Source organism: Shewanella sp. W3-18-1 (assembly GCF_000015185.1).
Lineage (GTDB): Bacteria > Pseudomonadota > Gammaproteobacteria > Enterobacterales > Shewanellaceae > Shewanella > Shewanella putrefaciens.
In genome coordinates this window covers 2,813,957-2,830,221 of record NC_008750.1, presented here as the reverse complement: position 1 = coordinate 2,830,221, position 16,265 = coordinate 2,813,957, and the positions used below count along the sequence as shown (strand labels likewise).

Below are 16,265 nucleotides of genomic sequence, written 5' to 3'. Positions count from 1 at the left end.
ATAGGGTTTATCTATGCGTTATTTATGTCCACTTTGTTCCGGATTACTTGCCCGTGCCGGAGCTAGTTGGGTGTGCCCACAGCAACATAAGTTCGATATAGCCAAAGAAGGCTATGTTAACTTGCTGCCTGTACAAAAGAAAAACTCAAAAGATCCTGGCGATAACAAACAGATGATGTTTGCTAGGCGGGAGTTTTTAAACGCAGGATACTACCAAATGTTGAGCGATAGAGTGAATGCATTGGCATTGGAATATGCTGCAGGAGCAAAACATATTTTGGATATAGGCTGTGGAGAAGGTTATTACAGTCATAGATTATTTCACGTATTTGAGCAGGACCACCCGTGTGTTTTACAGGGATTGGATATTTCTAAATCGGCAATCAAATATGCTGCAAAACGGTATCCTAACTTACAATTTTGTGTGGCAAGTGCTTATGAGATGCCGATTGCTTCACAAACGGTGGATTTAGCCATACGTATTTATGCGCCTTCTAAAGTAGAAGAACTTCAGCGGATCATGGCTAAAAATGGTGTATTAATCACTGTTTCACCGGGGCCAATGCACCATTTTGCCCTTAAACAGCAAATTTACGCTGAACCAAGGTTACATCCAGAGTCTAATGCGAGTCTTGAAGGATTTGAATGTATTCATCAGCAACGACTGATGTCACAACTGGGATTAAAAAATGCCGAGCATATTTCACATTTTCTAGAGATGACGCCCTATGCATGGAAGTTTACTACAGAGCAGAAGCAATCTTTGGTAACACAAGGGCTAAGTTGTGAGTTAGATTTTCAAATTGAGGTTTATCGTATTGCAAGATAGTCAATTTAAGCTATTGAAATAAGTTATTTAAAGTGCTTAACTGTAACAGCTAGACCGCATGAACATTACGTTCTGCAAGCCGGTTGCAAAACCTAAGTTGATTTAAGCAAAATAAATATTTCAAAGTGTCGCAGTATGTTGACTTATCTTTAGAATGGTTTATAGTCTTACTAGCTTGAAGGTTGGGCTTATATTTATGTGTTCAATACGACCAGTTCGTCCTGTAAACATAAGTAATACCGGCATTTTCCAGCTCCACCGCCGTTAAGGCTTTAATTTTTATTTACAGGATTTATATTATGTCTCAAGTTACTGGTGTTGTTAAGTGGTTCAATTCTGACAAAGGTTTCGGATTCATTGAACAAGAATCAGGTCCAGATGTATTCGTACACTTCCGTGCGATTAACTCTGACGGTTTCAAAACTCTTGACGAAGGTCAAAAAGTGTCTTTCACTGTGACTCAAGGTCAAAAAGGTCCACAAGCTGAAAACGTAACCATCATTGGTTAATTTTCAGTGCAATTAGCCAAGAGCTAATCGCAATGGATTTAAAGAGCTGTGGTTTTCCATAGCTCTTTTTGTTTGTGTTATTTACCTGAATGTTAATCAATCCTGTCCTGTTTATCTGTTTATCTGTTTATCTGTTTATCTGTTTATCTGTTTATCTGTTTATCTGTTTATCTGATTCTCTGATTCTCTAATTTCCAATGCCCCAGTTTTAATCTTCACTACTCTCCCCCCTAAAAAGCGTTAGTCGATATCTCATAGTGTCTGGATATTCATTCAACCAGCGAACGCTCCGGTGAGGTATGTTTAAACCTCGTACCGCAATAAGACACAGCTAGAAGTAAAATAATCATACGTTCTATTCAGGAAATAATGTTAGCTTATATACAGGGCAAAACTCATACAGGTATTCGATATAACTATCTGATAAAGATAAATAACTAGTCAAAGGCTTCTTAGGGAATTTGATAGTCGTGGATGTTTATCGATAGTGTGACTGTGTGGATTGGACCGTACACTGCTAGTGCTTTGATATCAGGTTTTGAGTACATAGGTGAGAGGACGTCTGTCATTCTTCTCGTTGATCAGTGCTTATCTATTTATTGGTCGTCTGGGCGGCCATAAAACATTCTAGCTTGTGTTCCTTTGCTCTGAGTAATAAAAAAGCCACTCACAGCTTGTGAGTGGCTTTTAAATGCTCGCTTATTAAGATTATGGGCGAGCCATATCCGATTCCGCGCTGTTCGCTAGTTTTACCTTAGGTGCAGAGGTATCCTCGCTCGGAGTATTGTCATACTCGCGTCCTTTTGGCACTTCAACTTGCGTTCTCACCTCAACGACAGGTTTAGTCATATCCGACGATACCATAGCCCCAAAACGACTTGTTGTTTTAGGTTTGCTTACAACTGCATCAGTAACATCAGCCGCTTGTGAATTGACATTGGTGGCCTCTGTTTGAACCTTGGGTTGTGGTTTAACAATGGCTGCTGGTTTTGTCATTGGTGCAGATGCAACTGCTTTAGTTGGTACTTTAGTGATATCTTGTACAACGGTTGCTTTAACCACTGAGGCGGGTTGTAAAACGACTTGTGGTTCTGTTTTGGCCTCAGCAATATCTTCAACTGTCTCTGCTTTGGTTTCTTCGATTTTTGGCTCTAGCACTTGAGTTTCAGTGGTTTCAGGCACAACAGGAGTGATTGTTGCTTCGGCAGCCACTTTTTGAATGACAGGTGTTTCTGCCACAGGAGCGTCTGCAATAGCAATCTTTTCTATTTCTGTAGTAGATACTGGTGCTGTAACTGGAGCGACGTATTCCACTACAGCGACAACTTCTGTCACTGCTTGCTCAACTGTTTCTGCTTTTACGGCTTCAACAGTTGGGGCTGAACTTGGACCCGTAATGTGTGCGCTGTGAGTGACTTCAGTTGGGTACTCTTGATCTGCGCCTAATTCGTCGTTAGGAACGAACTGGGCTGGTGCTGAGACGCCTTGATCATCTTCATCACGACGACGACGTTGGCCAGCAGCGCGAAGATGACGTGGACTACGGCGGCTACGACGTTGACCATCTCTTTGTTCGCGTTTTGATTGCTCATCTGCACTAGTGTTCTCATCTTCAGCACTTTCAGCTTCGTTATGTTGAGATACGACAAGAGGTTCAGCCATTTCTGAAGTGTCTGCAGTGACAGTTACAGGTATTTCCACAACATCAACGGAAGCGGTCTCTATTGGTGCTGTTTCAACAGGAGTACCTTCTTCGGCTACCGCTTCTAGCGTAGCTTGAGCGGGGATAGCTTCTTTACGCGGTTGGCGACGAGCTCTTGGTGCTTTGGGTTCAATAGTCGGCGCTTCGGCAGCTACCTCGGCTTTAGCATCAATACTTGCCGCGGCGTTAATGGCTGCAATTTCCGCGAGTACTTCTGCGGCTTCCTCTGGTGCAATTGGGATCGCGTTATCTGGCGTGTTATTGCCATTATCGATACGGACTTTGCGACGCATATTTCTACGTTGACGGCGTTCGCGGGCAACTTCTTGCTTCGGTGCATCGGCCTCTAGATCTGCAATGACTTCTTTTGGAGCTTGAACACGAGGTTTAGTTTCCACTTTCGCAGGACGTTTTGCCGAGTCTTCTTTCTCGCGAACTGCACGTTCTTGAGTTGCTACCGCTACTGGTTCGGCAGTTTTCTTCGCATTGCGATTACGTGGCTCACGGTTGCCTTCTTTCGCTTTATCAGCGTCTTGACTATTTCGAGGGCGACGGGTGTCTGTACGGCGGTTACGGCGATTTGCATTAGCCGCATTAGTATCAGTATTTTTGGTTTCCGTTGTTTTTGCGGGTTCAGCTTTATCACTTGATGCAAATAATGCTGTGATGGTGCCTATCAGCTTGCTAAAGAAACTTGGTTGTGGCGCTTCTATTTTCACCGTTGGTGATGGTGCTTGTTCCACTTTTTGTGGCGCAGCGAAACCTTTTAAAGCAGGCGTTGGCGCAGCAGTACGTTCCAGTTTACGTGGCTCATACAATTTAGCTTCTGGATGTTCGATACGTTTATAGCTAGATTCGCTAATTTCGTCGTCACTACGGTGACGGATCACACGATAATCTGGCGTCATCATGTGCGCATCAGGAATTACATATACTTCGACATCGTGACGTTGTTCTGTGATGCGAATAGCTTTGCGTTTCTCGTTTAACAAGAAAGCTGCAACATCCACAGGCACAATCGCTTCGATTTGTGAGGTGTTTTCTTTGATGGCTTCTTCTTCCATCAAACGTAAAATTGACAGTGCTAAAGACTCAGTACTGCGAATCGTGCCTTGGCCATGACAGCGAGGGCAGATATGCGCCGCCGATTCTTCTAAAGAGGGACGCAGGCGCTGACGCGACATTTCCATTAAACCGAAACGAGAAATACGGCCTAACTGCACTCGGGCGCGGTCGTGGTGAACGGCGTCACGTAAGCGGTTTTCAACTTCACGCTGATGGCGCACAGGCGTCATATCGATAAAGTCGATAACCACTAAGCCACCTAAATCGCGTAGACGTAATTGGCGAGCAATTTCATCGGCAGCCTCGAGGTTGGTGTTAAGCGCAGTCTCTTCAATATCGCCGCCTTTAGTTGCGCGGGCAGAGTTAATATCGATAGATGTCAAGGCTTCAGTTGGGTCGATAACTATCGAACCACCAGAAGGTAAACGGACTTCTCGCTGGAAGGCAGATTCGATTTGAGACTCAATTTGGAAGTGAGTGAATAACGGTACTTCAGCTTCGTAAAGTTTTACTCGCTCAACAAAATCAGGACGAACTAAGGAAATATGTTGCTTAGCTTCCTCATAAATACGGGGATGATCGATGAGAATTTCGCCTACATCACGACGCAAATAGTCACGGATCGCACGTACAATCACATTGCTTTCTTGATGAATTAAGAAAGGTGCGCCTTTGGTTTGGGCCGCTTCAGTGATGGCAGCCCAGTGATGTTGGAGTACTTTTAAGTCCCACTTTAACTCGGCAGATTCTTTGCCTACACCCGCAGTACGTACAATCAGCCCCATACCAGCAGGCACTTCCAAATCAGCCATCGCTTCTTTTAACTCAGTGCGCTCATCACCTTCAATGCGACGAGAAATTCCGCCTGCACGAGGGTTGTTTGGCATTAATACTAAGTAAGAGCCCGCTAAGCTGATGAATGTAGTTAAGGCTGCACCTTTATTACCACGTTCTTCTTTGTCAATTTGGACAATTACTTCTTGCCCTTCACTGACGACTTCTTTGATGTTGGGGCGGCCTTGGAAGGAATAACCCTTAGGGAAATACTCTCTGGCGATTTCTTTTAGTGGCAAAAAGCCGTGACGATCGGCGCCATAGTCGACGAAAGCGGCTTCTAAAGAGGGTTCTACGCGGGTAATTTTACCTTTGTAAATGTTTGATTTTTTTTGCTCATGACCAGGGCTTTCAATGTCTAGATCATACAGTTGTTGCCCATCAACAAGGGCAACACGCAACTCTTCTGATTGAGTTGCATTGATTAACATACGTTTCATGATGACGTCATTCTTCTTTAAATAGAGGTCATCAAACATCACGTTTCGCTGCATTACGGGCCTAGCAGTGGTCAACTGAGCCTCACGGCTAGTGGCTAGGCAAGGTGCGCATTACTGTTAGACGCAGTCGCTGCGTGTCGCATCCTATTTATGGCTTATTTTTTAATGATTACAAAAACAAGGAATTCGTTGTAAAACATCAACCAACCCCATAAATTCTTTAGTTTCGTTCCGGTAATGCCCAAGTCGAATCGGTTTGTCTGACGACAAGTTAAAATATTCTTCGAAATCTGGGAGGAAAGCATCTGAAAAAACCTATACAAACAAGGTGACTTTCTCGATTTAATCGTAAAAACGTATTTGTGGTATTTTTACTCAATATACGATTTGCAAATCAATGAGTTGCTATCGAGAAAATGTTTTTTTATTCGAGACACTTTCCGCTTGGGAAAGGGATCTTGTGAACACTTTATTCACTGCTTATCCCTAATCGCTGGTGAAATATAGCAATAATCAAAAAATTCAGCAATGGAAAGGCACAATTCTTATCAGTTGTTGTACAATGGCGACCGTTTTAGTCAGATGGCGCATTATGAATACAGTATCCACCCCACAGCAACAGGTTCAATTGATCACGATTGATGAAGATCATTTCGAACAGCGAATCGACAACTTTTTAATGACGGCTCTTAAGGGCGTACCTAAGAGCATGATCTACCGCATCGTCCGCAAGGGTGAGGTGCGGGTCAATAAGAAACGTATCAAACCTGAGTATAAGTTGCAGATGGGTGACATAGTGCGTATCCCGCCCGTCAGAGTGGCGGAGTCGGATAATCGTACCGCGCCTTCTGCCAACTTAAGCAAAGTCTCGCAACTTGAAGATCGTATTCTGCATGAAGATAATCATTTAATTGTGCTGAATAAACCTGCAGGTATTGCCGTGCATGGTGGTAGTGGTGTTGATTACGGTGTGATTGAAGCGCTGCGGTCGTTAAGACCACAGCAAAAGTTTTTAGAGCTAGTGCATCGTCTCGATAAAGATACTTCGGGTGTGTTGTTGGTGGCTAAAAAGCGTAGCGCGCTTAAACATTTGCATGATCAACTTAGATATAAAAAGATGCAGAAAGACTATTTGGCCTTAGTTAAAGGTGAATGGTCTGCTCAAGATAAAGTCGTTAAACAGCCTTTACTGAAGATTACGCTTAAGTCCGGTGAGCGCATAGTGCGTGTTAATGCGGAAGGTAAGCCTTCTGAAACGCGCTTTAAAATTATGCAGCGGTACCAAGGTTGTACTTTAGTGAAGGCGAGTCCTGTCACTGGACGTACTCATCAAATTCGGGTGCATTGCCAATTTGCCGGACATCCTATCGCCTGTGATGATAAATACAGTGAGCAAGGGTTTGATGACAGCATGCGTTCATTAGGTTTAACCCGACTCTTTTTACATGCCGCTGAATTGATGTTCATTCATCCAGAAAATGATGATGTGATGCGGATTTCAGCGCCTTTAGATGAAAATTTGTCGCAGTTACTCGATAAGTTAAAACGTGCGTAATCGACGGGGATAGGTTTCAAGGATGAAGATAAAGCAATACGATTTAGTGATTTTCGATTGGGATGGCACTCTGATGGATTCCATCGGTAAAATTATCACGTGTATTGAAAACATGGCTAAGGCATTACAGTTACCTATCCCAACTGAAAGTGACATTCGCGATATTATTGGTCTTTCTATGACAGAAGCGCTGCGAGTCCTGTTTCCTCGGGGGGACAATCTCAGCACTTCTTTAGCATCTTCTTTGTGTCCGCACGCTAAAAATGAGTTAAGCCAAGGCGAAGATGATGAATATCAGCAAATGCGCGCCGAGTTTAAAGCACAATATTTGCATTTAGATACCACGCCAACGCCACTCTTTGCACAAGCGCCCATTTTAATCGATGACCTACATACTCAAGGTTATCAATTAGCCGTTGCAACTGGTAAGGCCCGTGCGGGACTTGACCGCGTTTTTGAGCAAACAGGCTTAGGTCGATACTTTGTTGCGTCACGCTGCGCCGATGAAGTACGCAGCAAACCCCATCCTGAAATGATCTCAAGCTTACTTCAAGAGTTGAATATTGCACCGAACAGAGCTTTGATGGTGGGTGATTCATTGCTAGATTTGACTATGGCGGCCAATGCAGGGATTGATAGCGTTGGTGTCACCTATGGCGCCCACAGTGCCGAAAAGTTGCTGCGGGCAAAACCTATCGCCTTGATTGATTCACCAAAGCAATTACTGCAATACCTCTAAGACTGCTATTTAATGCTGAAGTGGCAATAAATGCCGCCGTGCATGAGACTTCCTTATGACCTTTATTTACGTCTCATCTTCTCGTCGATAAAACGACTCTGTAGCTCGGTATTTTTGATACGCGTCATCGATTCAATAAACAGGGCAAAGCCTTGACAAACGTCTAAGCGAGAACATCTACTCCTTGGGCTAACAGCATTTCCGTCAGTAATATCAGTGGTAAGCCAACTAAGGTATTGGGGTCACGGCCTTCGAGCTCTGTAAATAACGCTATGCCCAAACCTTCGCTCTTAAAACTGCCCGCGCAATAATAGGGCTCTTCTTTTTCGACGTAGGCTACAATTTGCGCATGACTAAGATGCCTAAAATGAACGGTAAAGGGTTCAACCTCGGCGGCCATCGCGCCAGTTTTGGCATTATAGAGTGCAAGACCGGTATAAAAAGTGATGGCTTTGCCTGAGGCTTGAGTGAGTTGTGCGACGGCGTTATCAAAATGATGGGGCTTACCGATAATCTTGTCATCAATGACAGCGACTTGATCGGAGCCAATAATCAGGCCATCAGGAAATTGTTCAGCCCCTGCGATGGCTTTCGCTTTGGCTAAGCGCAGAACTAAAGCGTGGGCCGTTTCATTGGTCTGCGCCGTTTCGTCAATATTAGGATTGCAGCATTCGAAGGGTAACCCGAGCTTTTGTAGTAAAGATTGTCGGTATACAGATGTTGAAGCTAAGATTAATTGGGTTGACATAAAGCTAATATCCGCAAAAGAGTAAGTCATATTGTGACCAATCTGTGCTAGGGAGTGCAAGAGTTTCGTATTTGGGCACTTCTTTTCAACGAAAGCGGTTATTTTAGATGGCTTATGCTTGTATGCCTCCACTAGCTTGGGTAGAATTTTGCTTCCGTTAATTTCGATGTTGGGGCTAGAGAAACGCTTAAGTCGCAAACTGGACTTAAGTTAGAAATTTTTCTTTGACTCTAGCGTTTTCAAACTATAATATGCGCGCCTTATGCAAACAGTAAAGATACCGGTTTCAATTGATCCATTTCGTGCTGCCTCAAGCCGCCTTACTTATAATGGGGTTGTGCCTGGGCAGTATTTGAAAAGATTAAATGAGTTATGTGCCGGCGACTGTTCCGATGTGGCAGTGTCGATTGAATGTGGCGTGGATTTACAGGGGATAGTCTACCTGAAAGGGAAGGCTGTGACGGAGCTCACTCTGATATGTCAACGTTGCATGACACTATTTACCACTGAGGTTACGGTCGAGTTTTGCTTCGGTCCATGCCGGACTAAGGCAGAAATCGATGAGCTCCCGGATGCGTATGACCCAATTGAGTGCAATGAAATTGGCGAAGTACGTCTGCATCAATTGATCGAAGATGAATTGATAGTCGCTATGCCGATAATTCCGCTGCATCAAGAAATTGATTGCACAATAGGATCTAAAGACATAGTTGTAGGCGAGATCGAACCCGCTCAAGAGGAGCGTCCAAATCCGTTTGCAGTGTTAGAAAAACTGAAGAGCAAGTAATCTAGGAGACAGGGCCAATGGCTGTACAACAGAACAAAAAATCTCGTTCAAAGCGCGGTATGCGCCGTTCACATGACGCACTGAGCACTGCTCAGCTGTCTGTAGACGCTACCAGCGGTGAAATCCATATGCGTCACAATGTGACTGCAGATGGTTTCTATCGCGGTAAAAAGGTAATCAACAAGTAATTTGTTGGCTTCCTAATGACGAGTCTGACGCTTGCGTTAGATGCGATGGGTGGTGATCATGGCCCCCACGTCACAGTGCCTGCAGCCTTGCGGGCACTACAATTACACTCTTTTCTTCAAATCATTTTAGTCGGTGATAAGACTGAAATTGATGTCTATTTACGTCAAGCAGATCCGCAGTTACTTTCTCGTATTGAAGTCATTCATACCGATGAAGTCGTGAGTATGTCGGATAGGCCTGTACACGCTTTACGTACGCGTAAAAATAGTTCGATGCGTTTGGCTATTGAGTTGGTCCGCGATGCACGTGCGTCAGCCTGTGTGAGTGCTGGCAATACCGGGGCTTTGATGGCTATGGCAAAAGTATTATTAAAAACGTTGCCCGGCATTGACCGTCCCGCATTAGTGAGCTGCTTACCCGCTGTGACTCAAAAACCGGTTTATTTGCTAGATCTTGGTGCAAATGTTTCCTGCGATTCTGAAACCTTATTTCAATTTGCCGTTATGGGTTCGGTTTTATGTGAAGCGGTTGATAAAAAATCGCGTCCAAAGGTTGCGTTGCTTAATGTCGGCGTTGAAGAAATTAAAGGTAACGATCAAGTTCAGCAAGCCGCACAGTTACTGCAGCATACTGAACAAATCAATTACACTGGTTTTATCGAAGGCGATGAAATCTATTCCGGTAACGTAGATGTCATCGTTTGTGATGGTTTTGTGGGAAATATCACGCTCAAAACTTCAGAAGGCATTGCCAAGTTATTGGTACATCAGTTAAAACGGGGATTAACCCAAGGTTTATTCGTGCGTTTCTTGGCTAAACTTATCGCTCCTCGCATTCAGGCGGTTCTTAGTCAGATGAACCCCGACCACTATAACGGTGCAAGTCTGTTAGGATTGCGCGGAATAGTTGTAAAAAGCCATGGAAATGCGGATGAAACTGCCTATTTACAAGCAATTAGTTTGGCAGTAACAGAAGCTCAACGTCGACTCCCTGAAATGATAAAAGATCGTTTAGAGTCGATTCTTTTAGATATAAATAACTGATCCCTCCTTATGCATACAAAAATTCTCGGAACTGGTAGCTATCTGCCAGTGCAGGTGCGTAGCAATCAAGATTTGGAAGAAATGGTGGAAACCACCGACCAATGGATTGTTGAACGTACTGGTATATCAGAGCGCCGCATTGCAGCGTTCGATGAAACCGTTTCAACTATGGGCTATCAAGCGGCATTAAAAGCGCTGGAAATGGCCGGCATAGAAGCATCAGATTTAGACATGATCGTTTGTGGTACCACCAGCGCGCCGAATGCTTTTCCTGCGGCGGCCTGTGAAATCCAAGCTATGCTTGGGGTACATACCATTCCTGCTTTCGATATTGCAGCAGCTTGTTCAGGCTTTGTTTATGCTTTATCTGTTGCCGATCAATTTGTAAAAACGGGCGCCGCTAAAAAAGTATTAGTGATCGGTGCTGACGTCTTGTCTCGTTTATGTGGGCCAGAAGATCGCACGACAATTATTCTTTTTGGGGATGGCGCGGGCGCTGCCGTTATTGGCGCATCTGAAACGCCAGGGATCATTTCGACTCATATTTACGCTGATGGGCGTCAAGGTGATTTGCTCAAATGTGCTTTCCCACCACGTAAAGGAGAAACTTCTGAAGCGGTTGGGTTTATGACCATGAAAGGCAATGATGTCTTTAAAGTGGCAGTGACTCAGTTGTCCCATGTCGTGACTGAGACTTTACGCATTAACAATATCGATAAGTCAGAAATTGATTGGTTAGTGCCACATCAGGCCAACTTCCGCATTATTAATGCTACCGCGAAAAAGCTCGATATGAGCTTGGATAAAGTCGTATTGACCTTAGCTAAACATGGTAATACTTCAGCCGCGTCAGTACCCATTGCATTAGATGAGGCCGTGCGTGATGGACGAATTCAACGTGGGCAATTATTGCTACTTGAAGCCTTCGGTGCGGGATTTGCGTGGGGCAGTGCACTAGTACGTTTCTAAGTTTTTCATCTAAGTGACATAGCATTAGCTTATGTTAGGTGTGTAGATTAATTTCAATAAATTAAGTTCGCCATAGGTAATTTGAATATGGAAAATGTCGCGTTTGTATTCCCAGGACAAGGCTCACAAGCCTTAGGTATGTTAGCCGAACTCGCTGAGTCACAACCTATTATAGGACAGACCTTTGCAGAGGCCAGTGATGTTCTAGGCTATGATTTATGGGCTTTGGTTCAGCAAGGTCCTGTTGAAGTCTTAAATGAAACGGATAAAACACAACCTGCGTTATTAGCCGCCAGTGTCGCTATTTGGCGGGCTTACGTGGCTTCAGGTAAACCCATGCCAGCCATGTTAGCGGGTCACAGCTTAGGTGAATATTCTGCGCTGGTATGTGCAGGTGTTATTGATTTTAAAGATGCGATTAAATTAGTTGAACTGCGTGGTCAACTAATGCAACAAGCGGTTCCAGCTGGAACCGGTGCTATGTATGCCATTATCGGTTTAGATAACGAAGGTATCGCTAATGCCTGCGCCGAAGCGGCTCAAGGTGAAGTGGTCAGCCCTGTTAATTTCAATAGCCCTGGCCAAGTGGTTATTGCAGGTCAAAAAGACGCAGTTGAGCGTGCAGCAGCGGCTTGTAAGGCCGCGGGCGCTAAAATGGCGGTGGCTTTACCTGTCAGCGTGCCATCACACTGCGCATTAATGAAACCTGCGGCAGATAAATTGGCCGTGGCATTAAACGATGTACCGTTTACTCCCCCAACGATTACTGTGATTAATAATGTTGATGTGGCGTCACCTACCTCTGCCGACGATATTAAAGATGCGTTAGTGCGTCAGTTATATTGTCCTGTTCGCTGGAGCGAAAGCGTTGAATTAATGGCCCAAAAAGGCATTACTCAATTGGTAGAATGTGGTCCTGGTAAAGTATTGACAGGATTAGCAAAACGAATTAATAAATCACTATCAGCCCAAGCGGTTAATGATGTAGCTTCATTAGCGGCATTAACTGAGTAAGGAGTTTGTATGAGTTTCAACCTGAATTTAACAGGCAAAGTGGCTTTGGTGACAGGTGCGAGCCGTGGTATTGGCCGTGCGATTGCCGAAACACTTGTGGAAGCGGGCGCAGTGGTTATTGGAACCGCAACCAGTGAGAAGGGCGCAGCGGCGATCCAAGAATATCTGGGTGACAAAGGTTTTGGTTTAGTGCTTAATGTCACAGATAGTGAATCTGTTACACATTTATTCGCCTCGATCAAAGAAAAAGCGGGTGATGTTGATATTCTAGTCAACAACGCGGGTATCACCCGTGATAATCTGCTGATGCGGATGAAAGATGATGAATGGCAGGATATTATCGACACTAACCTGACATCATTATTTAGACTATCAAAGCCTGTGATGCGTACCATGATGAAAAAGCGTTTTGGCCGTATCATCAATATCGGTTCAGTGGTAGGCACCATGGGTAATGCAGGTCAAGTTAACTACTCGGCAGCAAAGGCGGGTTTGATCGGATTTACAAAATCTCTTGCAAGAGAGGTTGCATCTCGTCAAATTACGGTTAATGCTATCGCTCCTGGATTTATCCAGACCGATATGACTGATGAGCTGACCGAAGATCAGCAAAAAGCTATCATGTCTCAGGTTCCGATGGAACGATTAGGGCAAGCGCAAGAAATTGCCAATGCTGTGCTCTTTTTAGCCTCGGATTCTGCTGCTTATATCACAGGTGAAACTTTACATGTGAATGGCGGAATGTACATGGTTTAAGGGCGGATGGCAGGGATACTGTCTCCAATTGAGTAGTGATCTGCATCAATTGGTTGTTAAATTTTGTGGTTAGACCACGAAAACTAAGCTTGCATTGTCAGCCAAATCTAATAAACTACTCGCAATCTTACGCAAGTGCGTAATTTGAATAGGAAAGAAAACTAATGAGCAACATCGAAGAACGTGTAAAGAAAATCATTGTAGAGCAACTGGGCGTTAAAGAAGAAGACGTTAAGCCAGCGGCATCTTTCGTTGACGATCTGGGTGCAGATTCTCTGGACACTGTTGAGTTGGTTATGGCTCTAGAAGAAGAGTTTGATACCGAGATCCCTGATGAAGAAGCTGAAAAGATCACTACTGTTCAAGCAGCGATCGACTACGTTTCTAAGAATCAGTAATTCTGAATTCTTGAAGACAGGCGGCATTTATTGCCGCCTGTTTTTGTTTTACCCCCGTCAAACTCTGCCCCTGTGCCATTCAATTGTCTCTGGATCGTGTTTTATATTGTTATCCACGAGATGTTGCCCGCAGATTGGCGACTTCTATGCAATAAATGGTCTAATCATAGAAAACCTTGTTTTAGCTATGAGAACTAACAAATTTAGTATTTAAAGGTGACTGCCGTGTCTAAACGTCGTGTAGTGGTAACCGGTTTGGGGTTAGTAACTCCAGTGGGCAATACTGTCGATACTACTTGGAAGGCTTTGCTTTCAGGTAAAAGTGGTATTGCACCTATAACCAAATTTGATGCCAGTGAATTTACCACTCGTTTCAGTGGTTCAGTAAAAGATTTTGATGTTGAGCAATACGTAACGAAAAAAGATGCCCGTAAGATGGACCTCTTTATTCAATACGGTATGGCGGCTGGCATCCAAGCAATCCAAGACTCAGGTCTGGATATGAGCAAAGAAAATCCTGGTCGTGTCGGCACTGCTATTGGTGCTGGTATGGGTGGTATGTGGTTGATTGAACAAGGTCACAGTGCATTGATGAATGGTGGCCCGCGTAAGGTTTCTCCTTTCTTCGTACCTAGCACCATTATCAATATGATTTCGGGCCACTTGTCGATCATGTTTGGCATGAAAGGGCCCAATTTTGCCGTGACGACTGCTTGTACTACGGGCGTACATAATATCGGTTTTGCGGCGCGCACCATTGCCTATGGCGATGCAGATGTGATGGTTGCAGGCGGTGCTGAGGATGTGACATCTCCTTTAGGCGTGGCAGGTTTTGGTGCTGCTAAAGCATTATCGACTCGCAATGATGATCCTACAGCCGCGAGTCGCCCATGGGATAAAGACCGTGATGGTTTTGTGATTGGTGATGGCGCTGGTGTGATGGTGATGGAGGAATACGAGCACGCTAAAGCGCGCGGTGCGACCATTTACGGCGAGTTAGTCGGTTTTGGTATGAGCGGTGATGCGTTCCATATGACTTCGCCACCAAGTGACGGCGCAGGCGCTGCGGCTGCTATGGTCAATGCTATTAATGACGCTAAGTTATCACTGGAGCAAATTGGTTATATCAATGCCCACGGTACGTCGACGCCAGCGGGTGATAAAGCCGAAGCTGCAGCGGTTAAGTCTGTATTTGGCGACCATGCGTATAACGTGCTGGTTAGCTCGACTAAATCGATGACGGGTCACTTATTAGGTGCCGCAGGATCGGTTGAAGCGATTTTCACCTTATTAGCATTGCGCGACCAAGCTGTACCGCCAACGATTAACTTGGATAATCCAGATGAAGGCTGTGACTTAGACTTTGTCGCCCATACTGCTCGTGATGTGAAGTTAGATTACGCTCTGTGTAATTCCTTCGGTTTTGGTGGTACGAACGGTTCATTATTATTTAAGAAAGTTTAAAGACCAATATCGCCCCAAAAATGCGCCCTATGGCGCATTTTTTGTGTACTGCGTTTATTATTAAATTATTGATATATTTATTATTAATCTTTGTTCATCTCCCTTGTTTAATCTTTTCTACTACAGATAATGGCAGCCTATTCAGTTTGTAATGGAGCATGTCATGTTAAATCCGGCGGTTATCCCGCTTGTCCCTATAATCGGTGCCTTAACTGCAAATTTGACCGAATTGATCCGTGGCGAGTCTAAGATCTGGCATCCAGAAATGGAAATTGGGATAAAGACCTTCACGTTTGCGATTACTGCCTATGTAGCCATTTGGTTTGCTTTACTGGTGACAGCGATATACTCCGGAGGGACTTCGGATATGTTGGCAGGGTTTGAGGTGTTAGGCTTTTTCCTGTTAGGTTTGGGGATTTATACGTTTGCTAAATGTTCTCGTTTTATCACGAGATCACTTCAGCTATGGATTTATCGTTTAGCTTTACCATGCCTATTAGTATGTTGCACACTCATTACTCACTTTGGCTAAATCGAATTCATTGACGAGGTCAATCGTAATAATTTTTACGCGATTAGCGATTTCTATCGTAAACTCAACTTATTGTGCGAAAACATTAGGCCGCTAAGGCTAAATAAGTTGAGGTAAAATGGCTGGTATCGAGAGACAAAGTACCCTGAGATTTTTGTCAGAGCCTGCGGATGTGAATTTTGGGGGTAAAGTTCACGGCGGCGCGGTGATGAAGTGGATCGATCTCGCGGCCTATGCCTGTGCCGCGGGTTGGAGTGGTAAATATTGTATTACTGCTTATGCGGGCGGTATTCGTTTTGTGCAACCCATTTTGGTGGGCAATATCGTTGAAGTCAGTGCAAAAGTGATTTATACGGGCAAGACTTCTATGCATATTGGTATCGATGTGCGGGCGGGCGATCCTAAAGTATCTGAGCGTCATCTCACCACTCACTGTATTGTGATCATGGTGGCGGTGGATGAAAACGGCCAACCTACGCCTGTACCTGAGTGGATACCAGAGACGGAACATGATATTCATCTGCGTGATTCAGCACTGCGCTTGATGGAAATGCGTAAAAAAATTGGCGCCGAAATGGAAGCCCATGTAGTGAAATAACCGTATAAATTGACTCAACCAAGGCGCTTATGGCGCCTTTGTTGTCTCTGCCGAAAAGTGCGTTTGCCACTTGGTTTGATTTCTCACTGACGCA

The 16,265-nt window shown here is 44.4% G+C and carries 16 protein-coding genes; 14 read left to right on the top strand and 2 right to left on the bottom strand.

From position 1 onward, the window contains the following. The first annotated feature begins 13 nt into the window (after positions 1-13). Entirely contained in the window at positions 14-829 is an 816-nt protein-coding gene (gene rlmA / locus SPUTW3181_RS12815) for a 23S rRNA (guanine(745)-N(1))-methyltransferase (protein ID WP_011789735.1), read from the top strand. Between the two features lie 299 nt (positions 830-1,128). Next, positions 1,129-1,338 (top strand): cold-shock protein, encoded by a 210-nt coding sequence (locus tag SPUTW3181_RS12810; protein WP_011789734.1) that lies wholly within the window; start codon positions 1,129-1,131, stop codon positions 1,336-1,338. 708 nt (positions 1,339-2,046) lie between these two features. Here SPUTW3181_RS12810 and rne read toward each other — a convergent pair. After that, positions 2,047-5,433: a ribonuclease E gene (gene rne / locus SPUTW3181_RS12805; protein ID WP_011789733.1), complete on the bottom strand. Its 3,387-nt coding sequence runs from the start codon at positions 5,431-5,433 to the stop codon at positions 2,047-2,049. Between the two features lie 538 nt (positions 5,434-5,971). Between rne and rluC the strand changes: the two genes are divergently transcribed. Beyond that, positions 5,972-6,934 carry a 23S rRNA pseudouridine(955/2504/2580) synthase RluC gene (gene rluC / locus SPUTW3181_RS12800; RefSeq protein WP_041408405.1) on the top strand — a complete coding sequence of 321 codons (963 nt, stop codon included), beginning with the start codon at positions 5,972-5,974 and terminating at the stop codon, positions 6,932-6,934. Between the two features lie 22 nt (positions 6,935-6,956). Then, a complete protein-coding gene (locus tag SPUTW3181_RS12795; protein WP_011789731.1) occupies positions 6,957-7,673 on the top strand; it encodes an HAD-IA family hydrolase in 717 nt (238 codons plus the stop codon). 163 nt (positions 7,674-7,836) lie between these two features. Here SPUTW3181_RS12795 and SPUTW3181_RS12790 read toward each other — a convergent pair whose 3' ends face one another. Continuing rightward, positions 7,837-8,421, bottom strand: coding sequence for a Maf family protein (locus tag SPUTW3181_RS12790; protein ID WP_041408403.1), 585 nt, complete (start codon positions 8,419-8,421; stop codon positions 7,837-7,839). A gap of 262 nt (positions 8,422-8,683) precedes the next feature. Between SPUTW3181_RS12790 and yceD the strand changes: the two genes are divergently transcribed. From yceD to SPUTW3181_RS12740, 10 genes are all read left to right on the top strand, one after another. Continuing rightward, a complete protein-coding gene (yceD, locus tag SPUTW3181_RS12785; RefSeq protein WP_011789729.1) occupies positions 8,684-9,208 on the top strand; it encodes a 23S rRNA accumulation protein YceD in 525 nt (174 codons plus the stop codon). Between the two features lie 17 nt (positions 9,209-9,225). Beyond that, the gene (gene rpmF, locus SPUTW3181_RS12780; RefSeq protein WP_006081226.1) at positions 9,226-9,396 is read left to right on the top strand and encodes a 50S ribosomal protein L32; all 171 of its coding nucleotides are present in this window, start codon (positions 9,226-9,228) and stop codon (positions 9,394-9,396) included. Between the two features lie 15 nt (positions 9,397-9,411). Continuing rightward, entirely contained in the window at positions 9,412-10,440 is a 1,029-nt protein-coding gene (plsX, locus tag SPUTW3181_RS12775; protein ID WP_011789728.1) for a phosphate acyltransferase PlsX, read from the top strand. A gap of 9 nt (positions 10,441-10,449) precedes the next feature. After that, a complete protein-coding gene (locus SPUTW3181_RS12770; protein ID WP_011789727.1) occupies positions 10,450-11,409 on the top strand; it encodes a beta-ketoacyl-ACP synthase III in 960 nt (319 codons plus the stop codon). 87 nt (positions 11,410-11,496) lie between these two features. Beyond that, positions 11,497-12,423, top strand: coding sequence for an ACP S-malonyltransferase (fabD, locus tag SPUTW3181_RS12765; RefSeq protein ID WP_011789726.1), 927 nt, complete (start codon positions 11,497-11,499; stop codon positions 12,421-12,423). A 9-nt stretch (positions 12,424-12,432) separates the two neighbouring features. Further along, a complete protein-coding gene (gene fabG / locus SPUTW3181_RS12760) occupies positions 12,433-13,179 on the top strand; it encodes a 3-oxoacyl-ACP reductase FabG (RefSeq protein ID WP_011789725.1) in 747 nt (248 codons plus the stop codon). A 164-nt stretch (positions 13,180-13,343) separates the two neighbouring features. Then, positions 13,344-13,577, top strand: coding sequence for an acyl carrier protein (gene acpP, locus SPUTW3181_RS12755; protein WP_006081231.1), 234 nt, complete (start codon positions 13,344-13,346; stop codon positions 13,575-13,577). Positions 13,578-13,802: 225 nt separating this feature from the next. Continuing rightward, positions 13,803-15,041, top strand: coding sequence for a beta-ketoacyl-ACP synthase II (gene fabF / locus SPUTW3181_RS12750; protein WP_011789724.1), 1,239 nt, complete (start codon positions 13,803-13,805; stop codon positions 15,039-15,041). Positions 15,042-15,204: 163 nt separating this feature from the next. Then, positions 15,205-15,573 (top strand): hypothetical protein, encoded by a 369-nt coding sequence (locus SPUTW3181_RS12745; RefSeq protein WP_011789723.1) that lies wholly within the window; start codon positions 15,205-15,207, stop codon positions 15,571-15,573. Between the two features lie 118 nt (positions 15,574-15,691). Next, entirely contained in the window at positions 15,692-16,171 is a 480-nt protein-coding gene (locus tag SPUTW3181_RS12740; protein WP_011789722.1) for an acyl-CoA thioesterase, read from the top strand. Positions 16,172-16,265 lie beyond the last annotated feature (94 nt).

Bases quoted from the DNA above. Each gene is read 5' to 3' on its own strand.
- fabG (WP_011789725.1), top strand. From the start codon at position 12,433: ATGAGTTTCAACCTGAATTTAACAGGCAAAGTGGCTTTGGTGACAGGT.
- rlmA (WP_011789735.1), top strand. From the start codon at position 14: ATGCGTTATTTATGTCCACTTTGTTCCGGATTACTTGCCCGTGCCGGA.
- fabD (WP_011789726.1), top strand. From the start codon at position 11,497: ATGGAAAATGTCGCGTTTGTATTCCCAGGACAAGGCTCACAAGCCTTA.
- SPUTW3181_RS12745 (WP_011789723.1), top strand. From the start codon at position 15,205: ATGTTAAATCCGGCGGTTATCCCGCTTGTCCCTATAATCGGTGCCTTA.
- rluC (WP_041408405.1), top strand. From the start codon at position 5,972: ATGAATACAGTATCCACCCCACAGCAACAGGTTCAATTGATCACGATT.
- rpmF (WP_006081226.1), top strand. From the start codon at position 9,226: ATGGCTGTACAACAGAACAAAAAATCTCGTTCAAAGCGCGGTATGCGC.
- SPUTW3181_RS12810 (WP_011789734.1), top strand. From the start codon at position 1,129: ATGTCTCAAGTTACTGGTGTTGTTAAGTGGTTCAATTCTGACAAAGGT.
- SPUTW3181_RS12795 (WP_011789731.1), top strand. From the start codon at position 6,957: ATGAAGATAAAGCAATACGATTTAGTGATTTTCGATTGGGATGGCACT.
- SPUTW3181_RS12790 (WP_041408403.1), bottom strand. From the start codon at position 8,421: ATGTCAACCCAATTAATCTTAGCTTCAACATCTGTATACCGACAATCT.
- acpP (WP_006081231.1), top strand. From the start codon at position 13,344: ATGAGCAACATCGAAGAACGTGTAAAGAAAATCATTGTAGAGCAACTG.
- SPUTW3181_RS12770 (WP_011789727.1), top strand. From the start codon at position 10,450: ATGCATACAAAAATTCTCGGAACTGGTAGCTATCTGCCAGTGCAGGTG.
- yceD (WP_011789729.1), top strand. From the start codon at position 8,684: ATGCAAACAGTAAAGATACCGGTTTCAATTGATCCATTTCGTGCTGCC.
- plsX (WP_011789728.1), top strand. From the start codon at position 9,412: ATGACGAGTCTGACGCTTGCGTTAGATGCGATGGGTGGTGATCATGGC.
- SPUTW3181_RS12740 (WP_011789722.1), top strand. From the start codon at position 15,692: ATGGCTGGTATCGAGAGACAAAGTACCCTGAGATTTTTGTCAGAGCCT.
- rne (WP_011789733.1), bottom strand. From the start codon at position 5,433: ATGCAGCGAAACGTGATGTTTGATGACCTCTATTTAAAGAAGAATGAC.